We start from the raw sequence: 24,851 nt of genomic DNA, 5'->3' as shown, positions 1-24,851 counted from the left end.
GACATTAGTTGAAAAACAATAATATGATTACAAGAGAGGAGGTTCTACATGATTGTATGGATTAATGGTGCATTTGGATCTGGGAAAACCAGTGTATCTAATGAGTTAGATATACGACTGGAGAATTCTTATGTTTACGACCCTGAAGAAGTAGGTTTTTTTATTCGTGAGAATATTCCTTCAAAGTTGAAGAACAGTGATTTTCAAGATTTTAATCTTTGGCGAGAATTTAATTATAAAATGCTTTCATACATACATTCAAATTATGGAGGGACAATTGTTGTACCTATGACAATTATAAATAAAAGTTATTTAGATGAAATTGTAGGTAAGTTAAAGTCAGAGGGAATAACAGTTAAGCATTTCACATTAATTGCTAGTAAAAATATTTTGTTGGATAGGTTAAATCGTCGCGGTGATGGAGAAAACTCATGGATTCATAATCGAATTGATAGTTATATTGAATGTTTTAATAGTGAATATTTTAAAGAACATATAATAACAGATAAAAGAACAATTGAAGAAATAACTGAGATAATTGCAACTTCATGTAATTTAGAGTTGCTAACAAAATATGAAATAGATAATAAAGAAGTCAGAAGAAGATTAGAAAAAGACTTGGTAAGTGATTAATATTTAATTTAAGTAGTGTAGTTCATATTGATCATGGACTAACATAACATTTGCAACAGTCCACAAAACCATGTGAATCGTCAAAAGACACTAGGGACATTAGCCAAAAATAATTAAATTTAGTGGAGGTAAAAATTGAAGGATATAATTGATAAAGTAAAACAGTTTCAATATACCTCTTTAGAATTTTCAGATTATAATGATATATCTAATTCAATAATATGTATAAATAACAATGAAAGTTTATTTATTTATTCTATAGAAGATAAAAAAGCAACAATATATTGGGCAACAAATTCAAAGGAAGATTTTTTTGATGGATTAAAAAAGACTATCAATCTAATTTCACAGAATCAGATTCTTAAGAAAGCATATATAGAATTTATTCCTGAGTATTATATTTCTGAAATGGAAGATCAAGGATTTATGATTACAAATGAATGGGTAGATTTTTGGAATAATAATTTAGAAATAATATGTTTAGAACAACAGAATTCATTAATAATTAGAAGTATAAAAAATAGTGAATACCAAATAGCTTCAGAAGTTACAAAATCGTGTAAGGATTATTCAAGAGGATATAGAGGAGAAACTGCTGAATGGATAAAAGAATGGAATGAATCTGAGAAATCATATATATTTGTAGCTGAGATGAATAATGAGATTATAGGTATATGTTGTATTAGCTTATATGGTTTTGAAAGCGAAAAAGGAATAAATCTTTGGGTAAGAGAAGTAGCAGTTAAACCTAGCTATCACTCGAAAAAAATTGGACTTAGTTTAGTAGCATTTGCAATTAATTGGGGGAATAGAAATGGTGCAGTAAGAAGTTTCTTAGCATGTGATATAGAAAACATACCAGCTATTAAACTATATGAAGGACTAGGGTATAAAAGAAAAACAGGACGTGGTCAAATTAATATGGAAAAAATACTGTAACATGTAATTTACCTTATATTTTAAATTTGATGGTAATAGAATTAGGTATAAAGTTGAAATAAGTTATTAGGGGGAAAGAGATAATGAATAAGGAATTCAGAAAAGTTATATTTAAAGCAATTGGATTAGGGATGGGAGTTGCTACACTTGTTTTAAACATTATGAAATCTATTGGATTTAAAAGCGCTATAAGTTTATTGTCTATTGGCTTAATTTGTCTAGCAATTGATCAGCTTGAAAACAAATAATACATTGAGTTATTATATAAAAATCATAACATCTTCTAACATAGTGGTATATACACTCTACATAAAAACATAGAGTGTATATACCACTTAAAATGTTATCTGTAATATGTCAAAACATGATAATAACAATAAGAAATCTTGAAACTATAGAAGTAAAAATGAGAAAAAAGTTTTTAATCACATTCAAAATTTGTATAAATCGGATATCATAGATTATACAGGTCTAATGATATTGATTAATATGTGTTTGATGTCATAGTAGTAGAATTATGTGAAGTGGATAAAATTAATGCAAAAAGGGGATAAAACAATGATGTTAAAAAGAGATTTTCCTATATTGGAGTTTGATTCTGCTCTAAAAGCTAAGATTGAGCCTTCTGATACAATTAAAAATCAGAGAGATATTCCAGAGCATTGCGTAATCACATTCTTTGGTGATGTTATTAAAAGAATGATAAGTGAGGGAAGATTAAAAAAAGTTGGTAAATTCAAAACATGTACAGTTGTATTACCTATATATGAGACAGAAGTTGATGGCAAACCTATTGGAATTGTGCAAGGTTATTTAGGGGCAGCTGGTTCTGGTGCACAGCTTGAACAATTAATCGCTATGGGATTTAAGAAGTTTATTGTTTGTGGAACTGCTGGTGCGTTAAAAAAGGATATTCAGTTGGGTCACTTGATTGTTCCATATTCAGCAATTAGGGATGAAGGTTTATCATATCATTATTTAAAACCGTCTAGAGAAGTTGAATGTAGTAAGTCGGCATTGAAATGTATCACTAAGTATTTAAAAGTGAATGAGATACCATTTATTGAAGCTAAGACATGGACTACAGACGCATTTTATCGTGAAACAGACGATAAAATAGATCTACGTATTTCTGAAGGATGTGTAACTGTTGAAATGGAGGCCGCTGCATTTTTTGCAGTTGCTAAATTTAGAAGTGTTGTACTGGGACAAATACTTTATGGCGGAGATGACCTGAGTGGTATCAAATGGGATTCTAGAAATTGGAATAGATTAGAAGATCTTAGAATTAATTTGGTGGATTTATCTATGGAAATATGTTTAGAATTATAGATTTTCAAATAAATTTGATTAGAGATAAGCTTCAATTAGTAAATATAACTTTGTTGTAGCTACAAAGAATCTATAGTAAGCTTTGTAAGAAGTTGAGGTCTATTCTTTATAAAATACATAGTATGATAACTTAGAATTGAGTCTTACTTAATAAGAATTAAATAAATTTATATATGATAAATTTAGGAGGTTTATTTATGAGTAAAAAGAAAAAGATTATAATTGGTTCTATAGTTTGTTTATTACCGATTTTGCTAGGAAGTATATTATGGGATTTACTACCTGATAATTTAGTACGTTATATTGGTCCTGGATATTATAGATTTTCCTCCAAAGGAATAGTAATTTTTTTAGACCCCTTTATTTTTTTACTTTTACACTTTATCATAGTTTTTAAACCAGATTGGCTAAATACTCCGAAAAATGAAAAGAGATATTGGTACATGCCTATATTTAGTAGTGCTTTCTTTCTCATTTCTTTTACATTAAGTTTTGTAACAAACTAAGTCGTCTTTCATATTATTCAGGTTTATATAATTAGGAATTATGATAAACTGAACGAATTTATAGTTATGAAGTCTCATATATAGTAAATTATATATATAATTAAAGGATTTCATACTTTTTTATAGAATTTTATAGTATGTTTGTTAGCTGTTATTAATTATACTAAGGGGGATTATAATGTACGTTAAGAAATTATCTGAAAAAGAAGAACAAGAACTAAAACAAAGAGGTAGAAAGATAAGAGATTTGCAAGAAAAAGGTATATGCTTCGGCTGTGATAACTTTAGAACAGGAGGTATATTTCCTGACGATGGGTTGATTATTTACGAGGATGAAAAAATAAGGTGTCAATTTGAAAGATACCCAAGAGCAACAGGTCAAACAATTATTGTATCAAAGGAACATTATGAAGATATTTCCGAAATGCCTCTTGAACTAGGTACATATATATTGAAAATATCCCATGAAATTATTAAACTTCATAAAGAAATTTTAGGTGCAGAAAAAGTATACATGTGTACCATATGTGATGGTAAGAGGAATCATTTGCATTTTCAACTTTTTCCTAGACTAAAAGGAGAGACAATAGATATGGAAATTTTGTCAGAGAAGAAGGTATACTTATGGATTATCATAAAACAGCAGAACTTTATAAACAGAAACTAAAAGAAATTATAGAGGAATAGAACTCTAAGCTATTAAGCGTATTATAATATTTATAATTATGAATGGAGGTATATTATGGACTATGCTCGTGTAATTATTTTTTCAAAATAATTTGAATTCATATTTTATAGTCTGTTATACGCTATTTTAAAAGATGAATACAACCAATAATATAAAGACAGCGGTATTTTGCATAATAGAGTTATATGCTTTGTTAAAGGGGATGTAGACAATTACATTAGGAATATTCAAAATTTTAGAAGATATTAGGCATTATAAGGACAAATGATAAAGAATTCCATATTTTATAAATACAACTATGAGGTGATTATGAATGTTTAAGAAATTAGTAGATATAGGATCTAAAATATTAGAAGTTTATAAAAGAGGAGTTGGTCAACCAGTGATTGTCATTGAAGTTGGGATGGGCACCTCAATGAAAGAAATAAATTAGAATTTTTATCTAAACCAAATTTATATAGAGCTATGAGTTCAGAGTTCAATAATATGATTGATTCTGGAAAAGAAATTCGACAAGTTTGTAAATTTCTCAATATCCCATTAAAGGTTTTGATTAGCGATAGCGGAGTTGAAATATGGAAGTTAGTTAATAATGGGATTCCTAATGAAGAAGCTAAAGAATTAGAAAAATTGATACAAACCCTAATTAGGAAGCAAGTACATTATTCAAACAAAGGTGAGATAATTGAAGCAAAGAATTGTGGTCATAATATTTTTTATGATAATCCAGAATTAGTTATAACAACTATAAATGAGGTAATAAAAGAAATTATGGATATGAGATTAATATAATATCTCCTAACACAGTATTCGCATCGTTAGGCGTTAAGTACTATTAATGAACAAGAGATATATAGTGGCATAAAGAAGTATATGAGATAAACTGTGATATGAATGCTAGTAGATAAAACTATGTATTATAACGCAAAGTTCAATTTTATATAAGTATGATTATAAAAAGCTAAGAAAAATAAATATACTATGGATATTAAAAGTATAGAGTGACTTTAAAACTCTATGCTTTTTTATTTTTTTCTTTTGATTTGTCATAATTATATTCCGAGCAAGATTATATAAATGATCTTTAAAGTACTTTGTTGTAGAGTTTATCTATCTTTTATTCTATTATAGGAACCCTATAACAAAAAATAGTAATATAAAATTTTCATTAGAAAAAGAGTGGTTACTCTTGAAAAAGAATCTCAAGAATAACCAAATAGTTAATAATTTCTTTTTCTAAGGTATTCCCAAGCATGATTTGGCAACATACCATTGAAATTATTTTTAACTTCAATAATTAAAAGATTATCATCGCTATGTATATGAGACTTTATATTATTAGAAACCGATTGGCAGCTAGAGGAAGTTTCAATAATCCAAGTTGAATCTAAATGATGCCACCAAGCTTCATAAGATTTAATGGTTTCATATAAAGATTCATAATTGTTATCAGGTTTATTTAAATCATAACTTATTAAGTAAACTGCCATAATAGTTCACCCCCTTTTAACTAGAAACTTCTACAAAAAGGGACAAAAAACCTTTATGAATCGTGCGACAATAAACGACAATTAATCAACTATTTTACTAATACTATCAAAAGATTGATTAACTAAATCAGTACTATATTGATTAATTAGCAACAAAAGTTCTTCGAAGTTATTTAATACATCTTTTTTTTCATCATTAGATAGATTTAATCCATTGATCTGTTTAATAAAAGATTCAAGGAAAAGTTCTTGATATTTTAAATCAAGTTTATCTTTAGTTTGATATAAGTGTATTAATATCTCTTTCTTATTCAAATGAACGACCTCCTTCCATAGGAAATTGTACCACAGTGAAAAACAAGAAAGAAATTTATGGATAATTAGATAAATTATGTAATGTTTTTCATGAACTAAATCAACTGGTAATAGTACAATCTAGCAGTTTCATAAATTTAAATAGGAGGGATGTGAAATGCAAAAAGAAAAAATACTAGCTACTTACAAGACTGGTAATAGCATTTGCCATATATTAGAACCAGATCCAGAGTTGGACCAAGAGAAAGTTAAAGAAGAAATGAGGAGAGTTGGTTGGCAAATATGGAACAGTCTCAGTTACGAAGATAAGATAAGGATTAATGCAAAATATGAAGATTAGCATTAGTTTTTAATTATATTCTATAAGGAAAGTAGGTAAAATGAATGGGTAGTAAGTACGAAAACATAGATATAAATTCTAGAAAAACTATTATTCTTACTAAAAAAAGTCAACAGAATTTATAGAAGTATCTAAAATAAATCATTCATATATAGCAAAATTAGTTTTGAAGCTTCAAAAAGAAGTAAATGATTTAGAAAACAAAAGAAAGGACCTCTCTAGAGTGCTATCTAGAAAAGGTCAGGTTGTAAATAAATAATATATGTTAATTATACCAAATTGAGTAGTAATAATCAATGGACTTAGCATATGGATCACATTTTAAAGAATATATACTATATTATATGGAGGAACTAAATGAAATTTGTGAGAGAAGTTAAGTAAAAAATTTAAAACAGATATTTTTAATTTTAGAATTAGTAATTATTTAGAATATGTCATTACAGAAGCGGAAAAGCATATAACCTTACAGGCGGTGGATGAACAATACATTTAAGATATGTCTTAACTTAAAAGTAACGAAGGACTAGAAACTATGAACTCAAGTGATGCTAAAAATCTAAAGATGAATTTTCGTAAGCATAAGGATAAAAACTTAAAAGATTTTATCACAAATGATAATAAAAATATAATAATAAATACAAAAAATAAAAATATATGAAAGTAATAAACATAAATGATGCAAATTTGAAATAAATAAATGAAATAATTAATTATATATATTCATTAAAAATTTTTAGTAAATATACTAAAATAATGATATTTTAAACATAATATATCAATCAAAAAAGGATAAAAAACTACAAGTATCTGGAGGGAAAAATTATGAAAGTAGGAAAAAAATATGAAGTATTACAATCAGTAAAAAGAGGCTGTAAAAAAAAGATGATAGGGACTATCATAAAAGAATATCCGAAGTTTTATGTATTACAGACTATGAATTATAAGACGTGTATAAATAAATCAGGTATTATATCAAATCAATATGATATAACTGCTATATAAAATACTTTAAATAGTGAATCTATTTAAAATAATTAAACAGCACATTATCTATGAAAAAAATATATACTAAGAGAAGATATAATAAAAATTTATTTATAGCATAGTCAAGTAATAGTCTTAGAAAATGAAATGTTATTAGATTACTTGGAGGAACTAAAATGTTAAAACACGAATATCTAATGGTAGTACAAGCAATACCATATACAAGTTTTAAAGAACGAATAAGATTTACTAAAAAAATTTTACCCTATGTAGATAGCTTAACCTCTGATAAACAGTTTATTTATATAGAGAAGAGGATTAAGAGTGAAAGGGTGTAAAACTCAGAAAGAACAAGAGTTCATAAAGAAATATATGAGTGCACCTGATTCAAGTGAATATGAATTTAAAAAATATAAATTATAAAATATTGTCGAATATTGCGATTAAAAGATAAAGGAAAATACATTTATATGTAGAAGATTTTATATAGAAAGGGGAGCTGTTATGGATAAAAAATGGCCATATATGGCAAAAAATCATGTTAAAAATTATAATTCTAGAAAGAAAGAGATAGAAAACACATTAGAAACCCTACTGAATCAACTGAAAAATGCACCATATAAGATTTATACAAAACAAAATTTAGTTGATGATAAATACTTAATTTGGGAAGCAATGATTGGTAAACAAAAAATTAGGGTTTCAGAAGAAGAAATATCTAAAAAACAAATAATAATGAGAACAAGTTATAATGAATTAGTAACAGAAATAAATAAGAGAAGAAGTATAAAAGATGTATTAGAAGAGATCATTACTGAAAAATTAATATAATTTAAGAGAATAATAGAAATTTTCTATATAAAAATAAATGAATAAAATTGTTAAGTATTCCCTAATATATTATAATAATATATATAGAAGGATAGATAATTCTTGAAGGTTATTATAAAATTAATTTATAAAAATATATATTAAATATAAAATTAAAAAGACCAGGTTTATAATAAATAGACCTAGTCTTTTTTATGTCAATTGATTTTATTTTTTATTTTATGATATAGGTTTAGAACTTCATCTAATTCCTGACTTATTTTTACTATTTCTTTTGTGGTAATAAAATCATTTTTATGTAGCAGTTTATGCATTTGGGTTCTTAATGATATTATTTTATTTTCAATATCTTTTAATTTTTCCATGCCACCACGCTCTCATAAATTTTTGTGTTTTCTTCACTTTCCCTATTATATTATAAAGTTAGTTTATTAACAATAGGAAATATAATGAATAACATTCTGATATTTGATAAAATGAATTAATATTCTGAAATTTTCATTTTTATGTAGAGGAATTAATAACTTTATGTAGAATATATATTAAAAAGGGGGAATTGAATATGAAATATAAGAAAAATGACCTTGAAGAAATAACAAAAACGTTTATTAAATTAGCAGATAAGTTATTTGAAGATAAAAGAATAGATAAAAATACTTATATAGATATTACAAAGAAAAAGAAAGAATTTTTAGGAATTACTAAAAAAAGGTAAGAGGTATAATTAACTTTTTCAAATATTATAAAAAATATTAAAACATTAATACCAATAAGGACTGAGACTCTTCTTGGACTTACTTTTATGTCGAAATTTTTAAAAAAACCTCATTTTTTTATATAAGATTATATGGTAAAATATAGTATAGTTATATATTAATTTAAATAGTATTAAATATTCAGGTTAAGGGTATAAACTTACAACTTTTATAGGATAAGGAGAAGATTATGAGATACAAATTATTTTATTTTTCTAAATATGCAAAATATATTGGACTATTAGGATTACCTATGTTTTTTAGTGATTTTCCAATATTTAAATTATTCTGGCTATTTTGGTTATTTGGCTTGCTCGAAGTTGCTTTAGATTTTTCATTTTTTAAATGCTCATTTTTTCAGATAATCGGAATTGTTAAATTAAAGATTAAGTATAGAGGTAATTATCCTAATGTAGAAAACTATAGAAATAAAGTAGAATATGATTTACCTTTTGAAGGTGAGTGGGTAGTTGTAAATGGTTGTTATACAAAAGAATTTTCACATTCATGGGATATCCCAACCCAAAGATATGCTTATGATTTTGTTATCTTAGATGATGATGGAAAGTCCTATAGGGATAATCCAAAGTCTGTAGATGAATATTATTGTTACGATAAACCTATTTTATCTCCTGCAGATGGTATAGTAGTAGATATTGTAAATAATGCAGAAGATAGCTATATACTTGGAAAAGGTAAGTTTTACAGTAGAGCAAATCATATTGCAGGAAACTTTATTGTAATACAACATGATGTTGATGAATATGGGACTCTTGCACATTTAAAAAAAGGTAGTATTACTGTACAAGTAGGAGATAAGGTGAAAAGAGGGCAAGTCATTGCTAAATGTGGAAATACTGGAAATTCAACTGAACCACATTTACATTTTCAATTACAAAATGGCGAAAGTTTTTATAGTAGTTTTGGGTTGCCGATAATGTTTAAAAACATAAAATTAAGAGTTCCTTTGAAATATAATGAATATGATAATAGACAGTATATGAAACAGATTGATATTCCAAGTGGAAGGGTTACACGTGGGTATAATGTATCGTCATTGAATAATAAATAATAATATTATAATTCAATACATTTCAACTTCTTATAGTTACCACATTTTTATAAATATTACCTTTCCTTTACTTTTTTTATTATATTATAAAGTTACTTTGTTAACAATAAGAAATATAATGAAAAAAATGCTTATATTTGATAAAATGGAATCGACATATTTTTTACTTTTTACAGAGAAGTTTTAAGCTATTTGTCGAATATATACTAGGAAGGGGAGTTTAAATTGAAATATAATAAGAATGACCTTAGGGAAGTAACAAGAATGTTCATTAAACTAGCCGATAAATTATTGGAAGATAAAAAGATTGATAAAAATACTTATATAGAAATTACAAAGAAAAAGAAAGCGTTTTTAAAATCTATTTCAAAGGATACAATGTATAATTGATATTGATAAAATTAGATTAAAAATATTTTATATTGTTTTTTAACATTAATAGCAGTGATCTCATATTATGATATAAGGGGGATAATAGCTTAAACTATTAGAGCAGAAGGGAGCATTATAAATGAAGTTAGATTGCTTTAATAATTCAGATGATAGCAATGTAAAAATATCAAGACTAAAAAATAAAATTTAATATAAAATAATTAAGACAAGGAATATCTAACGTATTCCTTGTCTTAATTATTTTATATTAAATTTTATCATATATATCTAAAAGCTTATCTAATTTTTGACTTATATTTCCCACTTCTTTTACACATATGTAATTTTTTTTTAGTAATATTTTATTGATTTGACTTTTCAATAACTCTATCTCCTTTTCAATATTTTCCATATTAACCACACTTTCATTAAAAATTATGTTTTTTCTTATTTTTTCCTATTATATTACAAACTGATTTGATTAACAATGAGGAAAAAGTAACAAAAAAAATATATTTTTTTGTATAAAAGTGACAATGTATTTAATTTTATATAAAAGTTCAATAGTAATATATACTATATCTATTTAAGAGTAGCTAAAAAAATATATATATAGTATTTACTTAATTTTTGTTATACATATTATTAATTTAAATCAAAGTTTAGCATATAATATAATTTAAATCAATTAAATTTATATTATATATTTTTTAAGGTTGTATTATTATATAAAGTATAAAATTGAATATATGTTGATAATAAGTAAGGGGCAATGAAATCTCCCTTTTAGATATTTTAGGGACAGATCCAGATGAAGTAATTGATGAAGTACATTTAAAGTTACAAGTGAAAAAATTATATAATAAAATAAATGACGTTTTAAAAGAAAGGGAAAAAAATATTATAGAATTACGATATGGATTATTAGGTTGTGGATGTAAAACTCAAAGGGAAATTGCAAAAATGCTTGGAATTTCGAGATCTTATGTCTCAAGAATAGAAAAAAAAGCAGTAAACAAATTAAATAAAGCAATGGAAATGACAAATTAAGAATAATTTATTCATCAATATATCAAACTAGTTTTAGGAGGTGTTTTGATGGATAAAAAAAGAGCAAAACAAATAATAGAAACTGATAAACAGATAGAAGTATTATACAATAATTTTCCTGTATGGTTAAAAAAAGTTGAAGAAAAAAAGGGATTAGTAGAAGTAGAAGATATGATAAATGATAAAACAATAAAGGTACCAGCAAAGGAACTTAAAGAAACAGACTTAGAATTTGAAATGTAACAATATAAAAAAATATGGCAATTGCCATATTTTTTATATTGTCATAATTAATCTTATCATAATTGATAATAAATTTTCATATATTATTTGTACTAAAGTGAACTGTATGATATAGTATTTAAGTTGAGGATAAACTTTATAGAGAGAAGGAAATATTTTGAGAAATAAAAGAGAAGATATTAGAAATATAGCAATAATAGCACATGTTGATCATGGAAAAACTACACTTGTAGATGAACTTTTAAAACAGAGTGGTATATTTAGAAAAAATGAAAATATAAAAGAAAGAGTTATGGATTCAAATGACTTAGAAAGGGAAAGAGGAATAACTATCCTTTCAAAGAATACTGCAGTAGAATATAATGGGACTAAAATAAATATTATAGATACTCCAGGACATGCTGATTTTGGTGGAGAAGTTGAACGTGTACTTAAAATGGTAAGTGGAGTAGTGCTGGTAGTAGATGCATTTGAAGGACCTATGCCTCAAACTAAATTTGTGCTTAAAAAAGCATTAGAATTAGATTTACCTGTTATAGTGGCAATAAATAAAATTGATAGGCCGGAAGCAAGACCAGAGAAAGTAATAGACGAGGTATTAGATTTATTTATTGAATTAGATGCTAGTGAGGAACAAATTGAGTTCCCTGTGGTATTTACTTCTGCAAAGGAAGGGACCTCTTCATTAAATATAAATAAACAAGAAGATAATATGGAATCTTTATTTAAGAGTATCATAAAAAATATTCCTGCCCCAGAAGTAGATGAAAAAGATGACTTACAAGTTCTTATATCTACTATAGATTACAATGAATATGTAGGACGTATAGGAATTGGGAAAGTTGAAAGAGGAACTATAAAAACAAATCAAGAAGCAGTTATGGTTAATAAACTTGATGAAGGAAAAAAGCAAAAAATAAAAATAACAAAATTATTTGAGTTTGAAGGGTTAAACAGAACTGTTGTAGATAATGCAAGAGCTGGTAGTATAATTGCTATTGCTGGAGTTGAAGGAATAAGTATTGGAGATACTATTTGTGATATAGAAAATCCTGAAGCTTTACCATTTGTTGAAATATCTGAACCAACTATATCTATGGTATTTTCTGTAAACAATGGACCTTTTGCAGGTAGGGAAGGAAAGTATGTTACATCTAGACAGATAAGAGAAAGACTTTTTAAAGAACTTCATACTGATGTAAGTTTAAGAGTTGAAGAAACAGATTCTCCTGATTCTTTTGTTGTCTCAGGTAGAGGAGAACTTCATTTATCTATATTAATAGAGACAATGAGAAGACAAGGTTATGAATTTATGGTATCTAAGCCAAAAGTATTATATAGAACAATAGACAATAAAAAACATGAGCCTATGGAACTTGTAACAATTGATGTACCTGAAGAATTTATGGGAAATGTAATTGAAAAATTAGGTAAAAGAAAAGGTGAAATGGTAAATATGGTTCCATCTGAAGGTGGATATACTAGACTTATATTTTCTATACCAGCACGTGGACTTATTGGATATAGATCAGAATTTATGACTGATACTAAGGGTAATGGTATAATGAACTCAATATTTGATGGATATGAAAGATTTAAAGGAGATATTCCAAGCAGAAGTAGAGGCTCACTTGTAGCATCTGAAACCGGAACTTCTGTCACATATGGAATGTATCACGTTCAAGATAGAGGAAATTTATTTATTCATCCAGGAACAGAAGTATATGAAGGTATGATAGTTGGGATGAATTCCAAAACTCAAGATATAGATATAAATGTAAATAAGAAAAAACATCTTACAAGTATGAGAGCTTCAGGGTCGGAAGAAGCACTTAGACTTGTACCACCAATTGAATTTAGTTTAGAAGAAGCTCTAGAATTTATAGAAGATGATGAACTTGTTGAAATAACACCAGAAAATATTAGATTAAGAAAAAAAATATTAGATAAAGTAAAAAGAAAAAGAGCTAATAGAAAAAGTTAAATTTATTATACAAGGGGGATATATATTGAATAATTTTGGACTTACAGATAAATTACAAATTAAAATAATTGGGTTATTTATGATTATAATCAGTATATTTTTATTTTTCTATTTGTTAACACCTAATTTAAATGATTTTTTAAGTTGGATTATATTAGCATATTCTATATTCCTTTTTATAGGAGGTATAGGTATGTTTTTACTTAAGAAGTGGGGAAGAGTTATAGCTCTAATATCAGATATAATCTCTATAATATGTATTGTTATACTATCTGTATTATCTGTTAAAAACTATGGGATGAGAAGTTCCCTTACAATGATATTCAGTTTATTAATACCAATAATAATTTATATTTTTTTAATTGATAAGAAATTAGAAAGCCTATTTAAATAAAGCTCTGCATATGCAGAGCTTTATTTAAATAGAAAGTTCTATTGCATTTTTTAAAGATTTTTCTACTTCTTTTGCAACACTATCTAATTTAGGTATATCAAATAAACCTATTAGTTTTTCTGGTCTTGTCATACCAATGTATGTTTTATTATTTTCAGATCTAACTACCATTTTACAAGGTAAAATATAACCAATATGGATATTTATTTCTAATACATCTTTTGCTTGCTTAGGATTACACACTTCAAGCACTACAAAATCATCTTTAAATTCTAGACCTTTTTCTTCTAACTTATCTTTAAAATTAAGTTTCCAAAGCACACCAAAATTATTATCTTTTAAGTTTTTTTCTAATGACTCAAGTGCTTTTTCTAAAGACTTTTCACTGCTTTTCTCATAAACTAAATCCATAATACACCTCCTAGGAATTCCTAATATAAAGTTACCCTATATTAGTTTATTTAATCTTAAATAATATGTTATAATAAATAAGATGGATGTGGAGGGATTTTTTTGCAAAGTATAAAAAATAAAAAAACTATAGGTTTTCTTTTTTTGTTAATGATATTAGTTTCAATGGGGGACAATGTAAGAGGAGTTTTTATACCGGTTTTTAAAAAAGAATTTGGAGTCGATGACACATCTATGGGTTTAATGTTAATTATATCTTCTCTAGGATATATGACATTTACATTTATAGGTGGTATATTGTGTGATAAAATAGGTCAAAAGAAAGTTTTGAAAATTGGAATGGTATCTTGTATTACTTCGTTAATTTTATTGTTTTACTCACCAAATTTTATTGTTCTTTTAATTGGAATGTTTATTATAAACATGGGAGTTTCACTTATAGTAATAAGCATAAATACACTGATACCTTTACTAGCTATTTCTTTTCAAGCGGTACTTATGAATATGATTCATTCTTTTTATGGTGTAGGTGCTACAATTACGCAAAGAGGCTCAGGATATATGTTATATGAAGGTTTTAGTTTTAGAACAATTTATATGATATTAATATTTTTATTTTTAATTGCTTTTTTAATTTCTTTCATTATAAAAATACCAGAAAAAAATAAAGATGAAGTTGAAGAAAGTATTAATTGGAATATTATATTTAAAAATAAAATAACGTATTTTTATATATTAGCATTAGGTCTTTACATATCTGCTGAAATGAGTACAGGAAATTGGTTTATTAACTTTATGCAAACGACATATAATTTTAATGAGAATAAGTCTGCTTTATATTCTTCAATATTTCTAGGTATATTTACAATAGGAAGATTTTTTGGAGGGTTTATTGTGGAAAAAGTAGGACATTTTAAATCTGTTATGATATCTTTATTCCTTGCAACAACTTTATATACAAGTGGACTGCTTTTAGGTTCTAAAGGTCTCATAATAATATCTTTTTCAGGTATATTTTTTTCTATAGTGTTTCCTACAATAGTTGTAACTATATCAAAAGTATTTCCAAATAATAGCTCTTTTGTAACAGGGATAGTTGTCTCTATTGCATCTGGCATAAGTATGATTGTAAACTTTTTGATAGGATATTTTAACGATATTATCGGAACTTATGGTTCTTTTTATATAATACCAATTTCTTTAGTAATTAGTACTATTTTTAGCATTATTATATTTTTAGATACAAAAAATGTTAGATTAAACTAAATATTAATAATATAATTGGGTAAAAATATATTATATAAATAATTAGGAGATGATTTTATATGTCAGATAAAGAAACTAAGAAAAGAGAATATTTACATCTTTATAATTTTATTTCTGAGAAAGGAGATTCTATTTCATTTAGAATAAATCCGGATGAAAATATGACAAAAGAAATATTTGAACAATATGAAAGTGCTGATAGTCTAAATAATCAAGAACTAGATGCATATTTAATATCAGAATTAGAAAAAACTGTATATATAAATCATAATAATAAAAGTGAAAATTTTGAGGAAAGAGATGCTACTAAACTAGAAAGAAAAGATAAGGTAGAATTACTTAAAAAAGTAGCAAAAATAAGAGAATGTGATGTAAAATAACAGGCGTTTATGCCTGTTGTATTTTTGCTAATAAATAAATGGAGGAAAAATTATGAAAAATTTACTTATACCAAAACTTTATGTAGATTCTATATTTGAAATAGACCTTGAAAAATTAGTTGACAAAGGTATTAAAGGTTTAATTGTAGATATTGATAATACACTAGTTGCATGGGATAAAAAAACAGCACCAGCTAAAGTTATAGAATGGTTTGACGAAATAAGGAGTCATGGACTCGATATATGCTTGGTATCAAACAATACTGAAGATAGAGTTGTAAAGTTTACTGAAAAAATAAAGATATATACTGTTCATTCAGCTAAAAAGCCTACTAAATCACCATTTAAAAAAGCAATGAGTTATTTAGAAACTGACAAAACAAATACTGCGATTATAGGAGATCAAATCTTTACTGATGTTTTAGGAGGAAATAGAATGGGAATATATACAATTCTTGTTGTTCCTATTAAAAGTAAGGAATTTTGGTGGACTACATTTGTACGTAAATTTGAAAGGTTTGTACTTAGAAAAATAAAAAAGGGAGAAAATTAATTGAATATAGATTCCTATACAAATCTTTTTTGTCTCATTGGAAATCCCATATCAAAAAGTTTATCTCCTTATATACATAATACTAATTTTAAATATAATGATATAAATGCAGTTTACTTAAGCTTTAAAGTTGAAAACTTAGAACAAGCTATTTTAGGAATTAAGTCATTATCTATAAAAGGATTCAATGTAACATTACCTTATAAACAAGAAATAATAAAGTATTTAGATAACATAGATCAAATAGCTGAAAAGATAGGCGCTATTAATACTGTAAAAAATATAAATGGAAAACTTATTGGCTTCAATACTGATGGATTAGGATTTATGAAGTCATTAAAAGATAGACATATACAGTTAAAAAACAAAAATATTCTCATAATAGGTGCTGGTGGAGCAAGTAGAGCTATTTCTTTTACAATTGCTAATGAAAGTATAAAATCATTAACAATTGTTAATAGAAACAAAAAAAGAGCACTTAGCTTAATAAAGGATATAAAAAGCAAATATAAAAATTTAGACTTAAGTTTTTTAGAAAAACAAGATATAAAAGATAATTATGATATTATTATAAATACAACTTCAGTGGGAATGTATCCAAATGAAAAGGAAAAGCCTTTGGATACTTCTTTATTTTCCGATAAAACTATTATTTATGATATTATATATAAACCTAAAGAAACTTTATTTTTAAAACAAGCAAAAGAGGAAGGCAAAACCACAATTAATGGATTAGATATGTTAGTAAATCAAGCTATATTAAGTGAAAGAATATGGATATCAGAAAATTTGAAAATTTATCCTTTTATATTTAAATAAAAGAAGGATTTAGCTTAAAATTGTAGAATACTATAATATAAATGTGGGTGATATTATGGCTAAATATTCAAAGAGATTAGGTGATCTTTTAACTTCAGTAGGGAAGATTTCACATGATCAATTAGAACAAGCATTGAAGTCACAAAAGGATACAGGTAAAAAATTAGGAGAAGAGTTAGTAGATAAGGGTTATGTAACAGAAATAGATATTATTGAGGTATTAGAGTTTCAAATGGGTATTCCCCATGTAGATTTAAATAAGTATTTTATTGAACCGGATGTAGTAAATTTAGTATCTGAGACTATTGCTAAAAAATATGCTTTGATTCCTATTAAAAAAGATAGAGGGAAATTAATAGTAGCTATGTCTGACCCTTTAAATTTATTTGCTATAGATGATGTGAAAATAGCTACAGGTTTAGATGTAGAGCCAGCTATATCAATAAAAAAAGATATATTGGATTCTATAGAACAATATTATGGAAAGAAAAGTGCTGAAAAAGCCATAGAAGATTTAAAAGATCAATATGACATAGAGCTCAATTCTAATTTAGATGAGAAATTATTAAATGAGATAAATAATGCACCAGTGGTAAGGCTTGTAAACTCACTTATAAAGCAGGCTATATCATCAAGGGCTAGTGATATACATATTGAGCCATATGAAGATAGAATTAGAATTAGATTTAGAATAGATGGTACTTTACAAGAAATCATGAACCCTACAAAGAATACTCATTCTGCAATAATTACAAGAATAAAAATAATATCAAAGATGGATATAGCAGAAAGAAGAGTACCTCAAGATGGTAGAGTAGAAATGAATATAGAAGGGAGAGATATTGATCTTCGTGTATCAAGTCTTCCAACTGTATATGGAGAAAAAATAGTTATAAGAATACTAGATAGAATAAATAACATAATGACAAAAGAGAGATTAGGCTTTAATAAATATAATTTAAATAGATTTGATAAGTTATTAAATTATCCTAATGGAATATTACTTGTAACAGGTCCTACTGGTAGTGGAAAAACTACTACTTTATATGCAGCATTACAAGAGCTCAATTCAGTAGGTAAAAATATAATTACTCTTGAAGATCCAGTTGAATATAGATTAGATGGAATAAATCAAGTTCAAATAAATACAAAATCTGGTCTTATATTTTCATCAGGACTTAGATCAATATTAAGACAAGATCCTGATATTATAATGGTAGGAGAAATAAGAGATGAAGAAACAGCAAGACTTGCAATAAGAGCAGCTATTACAGGACATCTTGTAATAAGTACAATGCATACAAATGATGCAGCATCAACTGTATCAAGACTTGTAGACATGGATATAGAGCCTTATCTTGTAGCTTCATCAGTGATAGGAGTAATAGCTCAAAGACTAGTTAGGAGAATATGTGATAATTGTAAAACTGAATATATAAGTGGAAAAAAAGAAGAAGACATATTGAGTATATGTGAATCTGTGAAACTGTACAAAGGGACAGGTTGTAATAAATGTTATAATACAGGATACAAGGGAAGAATTAGTATTCATGAAATATTAGAAGTAAATAAACAAATAAGAGAAGTCATAAATAATAATAGTTCTATAGATGATTTAAAAGAAATGGCTATAAATAGTGGTATGACTTCTCTATATGAAAATAATAAAGATTTAGTGCTAAAAGGCATTACATCAATAAATGAATTACTTAAAGTTTCATATACAAAAGAGTAGGTGATAAATTGGATATAGGAGAGCTTTTAACTCAATCAATGAATATAGGGGCTTCAGATTTACATGTAACAGTAGGTTATCCACCAGTAGTTAGGATAAATGGTAATTTAGAAAAGATGAATTTAAAAGATTTAACTCCAGAAGATAATATAAATTTGGTAAATCAATTATTAAGCAAAAAAGAATTTGATATATTAGAAGATAAAGGACAATTGGACAAGTCATATTCTCAAAACGGTGTAGGAAGATTCAGAGTTAATATATATAAACAAAGAGGTACTTATGGAATTGCAATAAGAACTGTATCACTTGATATACCGACTATAGAAGATTTAAATCTCCCACCTGTAATAAAGGATCTTACTAATAAAAAAAGAGGACTTATATTAGTCACTGGATCTACTGGTAGTGGGAAATCTACTACACTTGCTTCAATGATAAATCATATAAATAAAACCCGAAAAGAGCATATTCTTACATTAGAAGATCCTATAGAATATTTGCATAAACATGATAAGAGTATTGTAAATCAAAGAGAGATAGGAACTGACTCTGAATCTTTTTCTGTAGCTCTGAGATCATCTTTAAGACAAGATCCAGATGTTATATTAATAGGCGAAATGCGGGATTTAGATACTATAAAAACTGCACTCATTGCAGCAGAAACAGGACATTTAGTATTATCTACCCTTCATACTGTGGGAGCAGCAAAAACAGTAGATAGAATAATAGATGTATTTCCATCAAGTGAGCAGCATCAAATAAGAATTCAACTTGCAAATGTGTTAGAAGGAATTATATCACAACAATTACTTCCAAATATAAATAATAAAAAGAGAGAATTAGCACTTGAAACAATGTTTTTAACTCCTGCTATAAAGAATTTAATAAGGGAAGGAAAAACTCATCAAATACAGACAGCTATAGTTACAGGTAAAAAATACGGCATGCAAAATATGGATGATAGTTTATTAAACCTGTATAACAAAGGAAAGATATCACGTGAAACATTAGAAACACATTCTATAGATAAGGAAAATATAAAAAGGTTTATGTAAAGTTATTGGGAGGTAGACTATGCCTGAATTTGAATATAGTGCTATAAAAAAAGATGGCACTAAAATAAAAGGTTCTTATATAGTTGATACAGAAGCAGAAGTTGTGGATATGATTAGGTCTAATGGTTATTATCCTTCAAAAGTTGAAAAAGTTAAAGGCAGCAAAAATATAAAATCAATATTTTTTAGTAAAGTTAAATCAAAAGATATTTCTATATTTGCAAGACAATTTTATGCAATGCTAAATGCAGGTATAACAATACCTACAATTTTAGATATACTTAGAAAGCAAATCACTAATAAAAAATTGAAAATAGCTATAGAAGAAATATTTGAAGATTTACAAAAAGGCCTTACTTTTTCAGAAAGTTTATTAAAACATAAAAAAATATTTCCAGATCTTTTTATAAATATGATAATAGCAGGTGAGAGTACAGGTAATCTTGATGTAGTAATGTATAAAATGGCTAATCATTATGAAAAGGAAAATAAAATTAATAATAAAATTAAATCAGCAATGATTTATCCTGTTGTTTTATCAGTAGTATCTATATTTGTAATAATATTTTTGTTAACTATAGTAATGCCTACATTTGTATCCATGTTTGAATCTAGTGGAGCGCCATTACCTAATGCTACTATGATATTGCTTTCCAGTAGCAATTTTATAAAGTCACAATGGCATATATTATTATTATTTATATTAATATTTGTAATTTTTATTAAAAAATATAATGATACTGATAGAGGAAAATATAATATTGATAAATTCAAATTAAAAATACCAGTACTTAATAATACACTAAAAATGATAATGACAGCTAGATTTACAAGAACATTTTCACTACTTCAATCAAGTGGAATATCACTTCTTGATTCATTAGATTTAGTATCAAATGTATTAGGGAACAAAGTGGGAAGTGATTTTATAAAAAATTCTAAAGAAGATATAAAAAAAGGCAAAACTTTAAGTGAGTCTTTAAAAAACACTAAAATATTTCCACCTATGTTATCTGTAATGATAAATGTAGGAGAAGAGTCAGGTTCTCTTGATACAGTATTAGAAAATACTGCAGATTTTTATGATGAAGAAGTCAGTACTACCATAGAGAAGTTTACATCATTACTTGAACCTATTATGATAGTAGTTATGGCAGTAGTAATAGGTTCAATAGTAATAGCAATGGTACTTCCTATGTTTGATATGATAAACACAATATCCTATTAAAAACAAGGAGGAATGTAAAATGTTAAAATGGATTAATAAAAAAATCAAGAAAGACAACAAAGGTTTTACATTAGTAGAACTTATAGTAGTTTTAGCAATATTAGGTATAATAGCAGCAATAACAGTGCCGAAGTATTTAGATATACAAGAAAATGCGAGGATAAAAGCGGATGATGCAACAGCAAAAACTATAGAAAAAGCTGCAGAGTTATATATTGCTGAAAAAAATGCTGATAGTACTCCTACTATAGATAATTTAGTTACTGACGGTTATCTTGAAAATTCACCTATGCCACAACAAAAAGGTGCAACAGGATTTACTATTACATTAAATGATGGAATAGTAAATGTTGAAGTAAATAAGCCAACAACGAATAAATAACCCTAAATGCAAATACTCATATTATTAACAGGTATAATAATAGGCTCATTTCTAAATGTATGCATATATCGCATACCTAAAGGTGAATCAATAAATTATCCCTCGTCAAATTGTACAAGCTGTGGGAAAAGATTAAAACCATGGGATTTAATTCCCATATTAAGTTTTTTATTTTTAAAAGGAAGATGTAAATATTGTAATGAAAAAATATCTATCATTTACCCTATAGTTGAATTATTAAATGGTGTAATTTATTTAACTATCTATAATATATTTGGGATTAGTAGTATTTCTGCCATATATATGCTAATAGCATCTATACTTATAGTCATTAGTTTTATAGATTACAATTATCAAATAATACCAGATAAATTAATATTGTTAGGATTTATCATTATAACTCCTATACATATATTATATAGCTTTCCTTCTTCACTTATAAATGGGCTTTTAGGACTATTTATAAGTGGAGGGTTATTTTTAAGTATTGCATTTATATCTAAAGGGGGTATGGGTGGTGGAGATATAAAACTTATATCTCTTATTGGATATTTGCTTGGACTTAAAGTATTTATGGTGATAATTATATCATTTATATTAGGAGCTTTAGTTTCTATAAGTTTGTTAATTACAAATGTAAAAAATAGAAAAGATGCTATTGCCTTTGGTCCTTTTATAGCTATAGCTAGTATTATAGTAATGTTATTTTCAGATGAAATATTAAATATTTATTTTAAAATTATATTTTAAGGGTTTATATTTCATAAACCCTTAAAAAAAATAGGAGGAAGCTATGTTTGACAAAAAAATATTATCATTAGACATTGGAAATAAAAACATAAAAATATTACAATCAAAAATCACAAATAAATCCTTTGTTTTAGAAAATGCAATTACAATAAAGACTCCAAAAAACTCTATAAATGATGGAAATATCATGAATACTAATTATTTATCCTCCTATATAAAAGAGAATTTAGATAAAGAGAAAATGAAAGGTAAATATGGAATTATAACACTGGATTATTCAAATATAATATCAAGAGAAATAATTTTACCTTTTGTAAAAAAAGATGATATAGAAGAGATGGTTAAATATGAAATAGAAGAATTTTTACCTATAACACTAAATGATTATGTATTAGATTATAGAAAAAGAGAAGAGTTTATTGATAACTATAATATAAAAAAAATAAAACTTTTAGTTGTGGCAATACCTAAAAAAACTGTTAAAGGATATATGGAACTCTTAGAAGAATTAGATTTAAATCCTATGGCTTTAGATTTAAATTCTAATGCAATATCAAAATTAATTAATAAAGAAATAAAAATCAATGGTACAACTTTAAATAAGAATACCCTATCTTTTTTAGATATAGGTTATAAAAATACTAATATAAATCTAATTTCAAATGGTGTGAATATGTTTAATAGAGTAATGACCACAGGAACTAATGATTTAACAGATAATACTATAAGTGAATATTTAGAAGGTATTGAAAGGTTATTTACATACTATAAAAATTTAAATAGAAGTAATGAAATAGAGAAAATTTATTTGTATGGTGGAGGGGCTAAATTAAAAGATATTGATAAGAATATTCAATCTTATTTTAATATTCCAACTGAAAAATTAAAAGAAATAGATCCATTAAAGGTATCTAAATCTATGAAAAGTATTAATATAGTAGATTATTTTAACAATATTGGTTCTACAATAAGATTATAGGAAGTGATTAAATGACTGATATAAATTTATTTTCGCCATATATTAATAAAGAAAAAAATAAGAGTATAAACTCTAAATATATAATAATATCTATTGCTGTATTTTTAGTATTATCTATTATTTATACGGGATGGTACTATTATAATACTTATAAAATTGAAAATAATATAGTTAAAATGAATAATATTTTAAACTCTAAAAAAGTACAATCTCAATTAAATAAATTAGAAGTAAAAAATAAAGAAATCCAGATATTAGATAAATACTTATATTCAGCTAATGAAATAAATTCAGAGTTTGAAGGTGTAAATACTATAAATACAAATATAATAAAAAGCATAAATTCTAGTATTCCAAATTCATTATACTTTAGTTCTATGAGTATTACAAATAATATAGTTGAAATTAATGGAACTACAGAGAATAGAGAATCTATTGCTGAATTTCAACAAGTTTTAAGTGAAAAAGACTTTTTTTCTAATGTATATATAACATCTATTTCAAAAGATAATTTACATGATAAATATATATTTGTACTTACTTCTATACTTAGAGGTGATGAAAATGCAACTAAATAAAAGAGAAAAAAAATTATTGATAATAGTAGCTAGCTTATTATTTGTAGTTTTATTATATAATTTTATATTAAATCCTCAATTAAACAAATTAAGTAAATTAAAAGAGCAAGAATCTGAACTTTTAGATGATTTATCAAACTCTAAAACTAGTATAAATACTGTCAAATCTTTAGATGAAGAAATAGAAGATAAAAAGAAAAAAATATCTTTTTTAACAAGTGATTTATTTCCTGAACTTGAACAAAGTAGAATAATATTATTACTTGATAAATTTATAGAAGAGTCAAATTTAAAATTAGATGCTATAAATTTTTCTGAAAAAGCTATGAAATCCATAAAATTAGAAGAGATTAAAATAGAAGAACAAGAAGATAGTAGATTTAAAAATATAGTAAACCAATATAATAATTTAGTTAAAAATAATAAAGAATTAGTTGAAAAAGATTATGAAAATGAAATAGAACAATCAGAAGAAACAGAAGAAATTAAAGAAAGCACAAAACTTGAAAGTATTTCAGCTACAATAGTTTACTCAGGGGATTATCATCAAATTAATAAATTTTTATCATTAATAGATAATTATAATAAAGATATTATAATTAGAGGTATTACCATGGTAAAAAATGAAAAAGGTATTACTGGAAATATATTGTTGGATTTTTATGGAATACCAAAAATAGATGAATTTAAAGATGATTTTGAAATACCAAATACAAATGTAAATGGTAAGGATAATCCATTTACCACATAGCAAATAAAATTAATCCTTATATTTAGAAGG

General features: G+C 25.7%; 33 protein-coding genes and 1 pseudogene. 30 read left to right on the top strand and 4 right to left on the bottom strand.

Annotated features, from left to right (window positions below; translation table 11 throughout):
- The first annotated feature begins 48 nt into the window (after positions 1 to 48).
- From D3Z33_RS07605 to D3Z33_RS07575, 7 genes are all read left to right on the top strand, one after another.
- Complete coding sequence (locus D3Z33_RS07605; RefSeq protein WP_160197179.1) at positions 49 to 633, top strand: AAA family ATPase; 585 nt, start codon at positions 49 to 51, stop codon at positions 631 to 633.
- 135 nt (positions 634 to 768) lie between these two features.
- Positions 769 to 1,572 carry a GNAT family N-acetyltransferase gene (locus D3Z33_RS07600; RefSeq protein WP_160197178.1) on the top strand — a complete coding sequence of 268 codons (804 nt, stop codon included), beginning with the start codon at positions 769 to 771 and terminating at the stop codon, positions 1,570 to 1,572.
- An 83-nt stretch (positions 1,573 to 1,655) separates the two neighbouring features.
- Positions 1,656 to 1,820: a hypothetical protein gene (locus D3Z33_RS07595; RefSeq protein ID WP_160197177.1), complete on the top strand. Its 165-nt coding sequence runs from the start codon at positions 1,656 to 1,658 to the stop codon at positions 1,818 to 1,820.
- A 313-nt stretch (positions 1,821 to 2,133) separates the two neighbouring features.
- Positions 2,134 to 2,904, top strand: coding sequence for a nucleoside phosphorylase (locus D3Z33_RS07590; RefSeq protein ID WP_243153458.1), 771 nt, complete (start codon positions 2,134 to 2,136; stop codon positions 2,902 to 2,904).
- 197 nt (positions 2,905 to 3,101) lie between these two features.
- Positions 3,102 to 3,410, top strand: coding sequence for a hypothetical protein (locus D3Z33_RS07585; RefSeq protein ID WP_160197175.1), 309 nt, complete (start codon positions 3,102 to 3,104; stop codon positions 3,408 to 3,410).
- Between the two features lie 178 nt (positions 3,411 to 3,588).
- Positions 3,589 to 4,077: an HIT family protein gene (locus D3Z33_RS07580; RefSeq protein ID WP_243153457.1), complete on the top strand. Its 489-nt coding sequence runs from the start codon at positions 3,589 to 3,591 to the stop codon at positions 4,075 to 4,077.
- Positions 4,078 to 4,584: 507 nt separating this feature from the next.
- A complete protein-coding gene (locus tag D3Z33_RS07575; RefSeq protein ID WP_160197174.1) occupies positions 4,585 to 4,890 on the top strand; it encodes a hypothetical protein in 306 nt (101 codons plus the stop codon).
- Between the two features lie 428 nt (positions 4,891 to 5,318).
- Here the strand turns inward: D3Z33_RS07575 and D3Z33_RS07570 are convergent, their stop codons facing one another.
- Complete coding sequence (locus D3Z33_RS07570; protein ID WP_160197173.1) at positions 5,319 to 5,588, bottom strand: hypothetical protein; 270 nt, start codon at positions 5,586 to 5,588, stop codon at positions 5,319 to 5,321.
- A gap of 81 nt (positions 5,589 to 5,669) precedes the next feature.
- A complete protein-coding gene (locus tag D3Z33_RS07565; protein ID WP_160197172.1) occupies positions 5,670 to 5,903 on the bottom strand; it encodes a hypothetical protein in 234 nt (77 codons plus the stop codon).
- A 157-nt stretch (positions 5,904 to 6,060) separates the two neighbouring features.
- Here D3Z33_RS07565 and D3Z33_RS07560 point away from each other — a divergent pair, with 157 nt between their 5' ends.
- From D3Z33_RS07560 to D3Z33_RS07545, 4 genes are all read left to right on the top strand, one after another.
- The gene (locus D3Z33_RS07560; RefSeq protein WP_160197171.1) at positions 6,061 to 6,243 is read left to right on the top strand and encodes a hypothetical protein; all 183 of its coding nucleotides are present in this window, start codon (positions 6,061 to 6,063) and stop codon (positions 6,241 to 6,243) included.
- An 825-nt stretch (positions 6,244 to 7,068) separates the two neighbouring features.
- On the top strand, positions 7,069 to 7,248 hold the full coding sequence (locus D3Z33_RS07555; protein ID WP_160197170.1) for a hypothetical protein: 180 nt from the start codon (positions 7,069 to 7,071) through the stop codon (positions 7,246 to 7,248).
- A 158-nt stretch (positions 7,249 to 7,406) separates the two neighbouring features.
- Positions 7,407 to 7,568, top strand: a complete 162-nt coding sequence (locus D3Z33_RS07550; RefSeq protein ID WP_160197169.1) for a hypothetical protein — start codon at positions 7,407 to 7,409, stop codon at positions 7,566 to 7,568.
- Between the two features lie 166 nt (positions 7,569 to 7,734).
- On the top strand, positions 7,735 to 8,061 hold the full coding sequence (locus D3Z33_RS07545) for a hypothetical protein (RefSeq protein ID WP_160197168.1): 327 nt from the start codon (positions 7,735 to 7,737) through the stop codon (positions 8,059 to 8,061).
- 197 nt (positions 8,062 to 8,258) lie between these two features.
- Here the strand turns inward: D3Z33_RS07545 and D3Z33_RS07540 are convergent, their stop codons facing one another.
- The gene (locus D3Z33_RS07540) at positions 8,259 to 8,426 is read right to left on the bottom strand and encodes an aspartyl-phosphate phosphatase Spo0E family protein (protein WP_160197167.1); all 168 of its coding nucleotides are present in this window, start codon (positions 8,424 to 8,426) and stop codon (positions 8,259 to 8,261) included.
- 197 nt (positions 8,427 to 8,623) lie between these two features.
- Here D3Z33_RS07540 and D3Z33_RS07535 point away from each other — a divergent pair, with 197 nt between their 5' ends.
- The 7 genes and pseudogenes from D3Z33_RS07535 (at position 8,624) to D3Z33_RS07500 (ending at position 13,931) form a co-directional block, all read left to right on the top strand.
- Positions 8,624 to 8,776, top strand: coding sequence for a hypothetical protein (locus tag D3Z33_RS07535; RefSeq protein ID WP_160197166.1), 153 nt, complete (start codon positions 8,624 to 8,626; stop codon positions 8,774 to 8,776).
- A 230-nt stretch (positions 8,777 to 9,006) separates the two neighbouring features.
- Complete coding sequence (locus D3Z33_RS07530) at positions 9,007 to 9,888, top strand: M23 family metallopeptidase (protein WP_160197165.1); 882 nt, start codon at positions 9,007 to 9,009, stop codon at positions 9,886 to 9,888.
- 225 nt (positions 9,889 to 10,113) lie between these two features.
- Positions 10,114 to 10,278 (top strand): hypothetical protein, encoded by a 165-nt coding sequence (locus D3Z33_RS07525; RefSeq protein WP_160197164.1) that lies wholly within the window; start codon positions 10,114 to 10,116, stop codon positions 10,276 to 10,278.
- 750 nt (positions 10,279 to 11,028) lie between these two features.
- Positions 11,029 to 11,310 (top strand): annotated as a pseudogene (locus tag D3Z33_RS16700) (sigma-70 family RNA polymerase sigma factor); the annotation flags it as partial.
- 48 nt (positions 11,311 to 11,358) lie between these two features.
- Positions 11,359 to 11,553, top strand: coding sequence for an H-type small acid-soluble spore protein (locus D3Z33_RS07510; protein ID WP_160197162.1), 195 nt, complete (start codon positions 11,359 to 11,361; stop codon positions 11,551 to 11,553).
- 157 nt (positions 11,554 to 11,710) lie between these two features.
- Positions 11,711 to 13,537, top strand: coding sequence for a translational GTPase TypA (gene typA, locus D3Z33_RS07505; protein ID WP_160197161.1), 1,827 nt, complete (start codon positions 11,711 to 11,713; stop codon positions 13,535 to 13,537).
- A 25-nt stretch (positions 13,538 to 13,562) separates the two neighbouring features.
- Positions 13,563 to 13,931, top strand: a complete 369-nt coding sequence (locus tag D3Z33_RS07500) for a hypothetical protein (RefSeq protein WP_160197160.1) — start codon at positions 13,563 to 13,565, stop codon at positions 13,929 to 13,931.
- Positions 13,932 to 13,955: 24 nt separating this feature from the next.
- Here D3Z33_RS07500 and D3Z33_RS07495 read toward each other — a convergent pair whose 3' ends face one another.
- On the bottom strand, positions 13,956 to 14,342 hold the full coding sequence (locus D3Z33_RS07495) for a DUF302 domain-containing protein (RefSeq protein ID WP_160197159.1): 387 nt from the start codon (positions 14,340 to 14,342) through the stop codon (positions 13,956 to 13,958).
- A gap of 102 nt (positions 14,343 to 14,444) precedes the next feature.
- Here D3Z33_RS07495 and D3Z33_RS07490 point away from each other — a divergent pair, with 102 nt between their 5' ends.
- Genes D3Z33_RS07490 through D3Z33_RS07435 form a run of 12 tightly spaced genes read left to right on the top strand, consistent with a single transcriptional unit; the run spans position 14,445 to position 24,821 of the window.
- Positions 14,445 to 15,608, top strand: coding sequence for an MFS transporter (locus D3Z33_RS07490; RefSeq protein ID WP_243153456.1), 1,164 nt, complete (start codon positions 14,445 to 14,447; stop codon positions 15,606 to 15,608).
- A gap of 59 nt (positions 15,609 to 15,667) precedes the next feature.
- A complete protein-coding gene (locus D3Z33_RS07485; RefSeq protein ID WP_160197158.1) occupies positions 15,668 to 15,988 on the top strand; it encodes a hypothetical protein in 321 nt (106 codons plus the stop codon).
- A 52-nt stretch (positions 15,989 to 16,040) separates the two neighbouring features.
- Positions 16,041 to 16,541, top strand: coding sequence for a YqeG family HAD IIIA-type phosphatase (locus D3Z33_RS07480; RefSeq protein ID WP_160197157.1), 501 nt, complete (start codon positions 16,041 to 16,043; stop codon positions 16,539 to 16,541).
- The gene (aroE, locus tag D3Z33_RS07475) at positions 16,542 to 17,360 is read left to right on the top strand and encodes a shikimate dehydrogenase (RefSeq protein WP_160197156.1); all 819 of its coding nucleotides are present in this window, start codon (positions 16,542 to 16,544) and stop codon (positions 17,358 to 17,360) included.
- A gap of 55 nt (positions 17,361 to 17,415) precedes the next feature.
- The gene (locus D3Z33_RS07470) at positions 17,416 to 19,095 is read left to right on the top strand and encodes a GspE/PulE family protein (protein ID WP_160197155.1); all 1,680 of its coding nucleotides are present in this window, start codon (positions 17,416 to 17,418) and stop codon (positions 19,093 to 19,095) included.
- Between the two features lie 8 nt (positions 19,096 to 19,103).
- Positions 19,104 to 20,153, top strand: coding sequence for a type IV pilus twitching motility protein PilT (locus D3Z33_RS07465; protein WP_160197154.1), 1,050 nt, complete (start codon positions 19,104 to 19,106; stop codon positions 20,151 to 20,153).
- Positions 20,154 to 20,172: 19 nt separating this feature from the next.
- The gene (locus D3Z33_RS07460) at positions 20,173 to 21,381 is read left to right on the top strand and encodes a type II secretion system F family protein (protein ID WP_160197153.1); all 1,209 of its coding nucleotides are present in this window, start codon (positions 20,173 to 20,175) and stop codon (positions 21,379 to 21,381) included.
- Between the two features lie 19 nt (positions 21,382 to 21,400).
- Positions 21,401 to 21,763, top strand: a complete 363-nt coding sequence (locus D3Z33_RS07455; RefSeq protein WP_160197152.1) for a competence type IV pilus major pilin ComGC — start codon at positions 21,401 to 21,403, stop codon at positions 21,761 to 21,763.
- A gap of 6 nt (positions 21,764 to 21,769) precedes the next feature.
- The gene (locus D3Z33_RS07450; protein ID WP_160197151.1) at positions 21,770 to 22,513 is read left to right on the top strand and encodes a prepilin peptidase; all 744 of its coding nucleotides are present in this window, start codon (positions 21,770 to 21,772) and stop codon (positions 22,511 to 22,513) included.
- Between the two features lie 43 nt (positions 22,514 to 22,556).
- The gene (gene pilM, locus D3Z33_RS07445; RefSeq protein ID WP_160197150.1) at positions 22,557 to 23,492 is read left to right on the top strand and encodes a type IV pilus biogenesis protein PilM; all 936 of its coding nucleotides are present in this window, start codon (positions 22,557 to 22,559) and stop codon (positions 23,490 to 23,492) included.
- Between the two features lie 11 nt (positions 23,493 to 23,503).
- The gene (locus D3Z33_RS07440) at positions 23,504 to 24,070 is read left to right on the top strand and encodes a PilN domain-containing protein (protein WP_160197149.1); all 567 of its coding nucleotides are present in this window, start codon (positions 23,504 to 23,506) and stop codon (positions 24,068 to 24,070) included.
- On the top strand, positions 24,057 to 24,821 hold the full coding sequence (locus D3Z33_RS07435; RefSeq protein WP_160197148.1) for a hypothetical protein: 765 nt from the start codon (positions 24,057 to 24,059) through the stop codon (positions 24,819 to 24,821). Before D3Z33_RS07440 ends, D3Z33_RS07435 begins: the two co-directional genes overlap by 14 nt.
- Positions 24,822 to 24,851: the final 30 nt, after the last annotated feature.

Origin of the sequence: Senegalia massiliensis, assembly GCF_009911265.1 — a bacterium.
Lineage (GTDB): Bacteria > Bacillota > Clostridia > Tissierellales > SIT17 > Anaeromonas > Anaeromonas massiliensis_A.
Note: the sequence above shows the minus strand (reverse complement) of the source record. Positions and strands in the feature narration are given on the sequence as shown.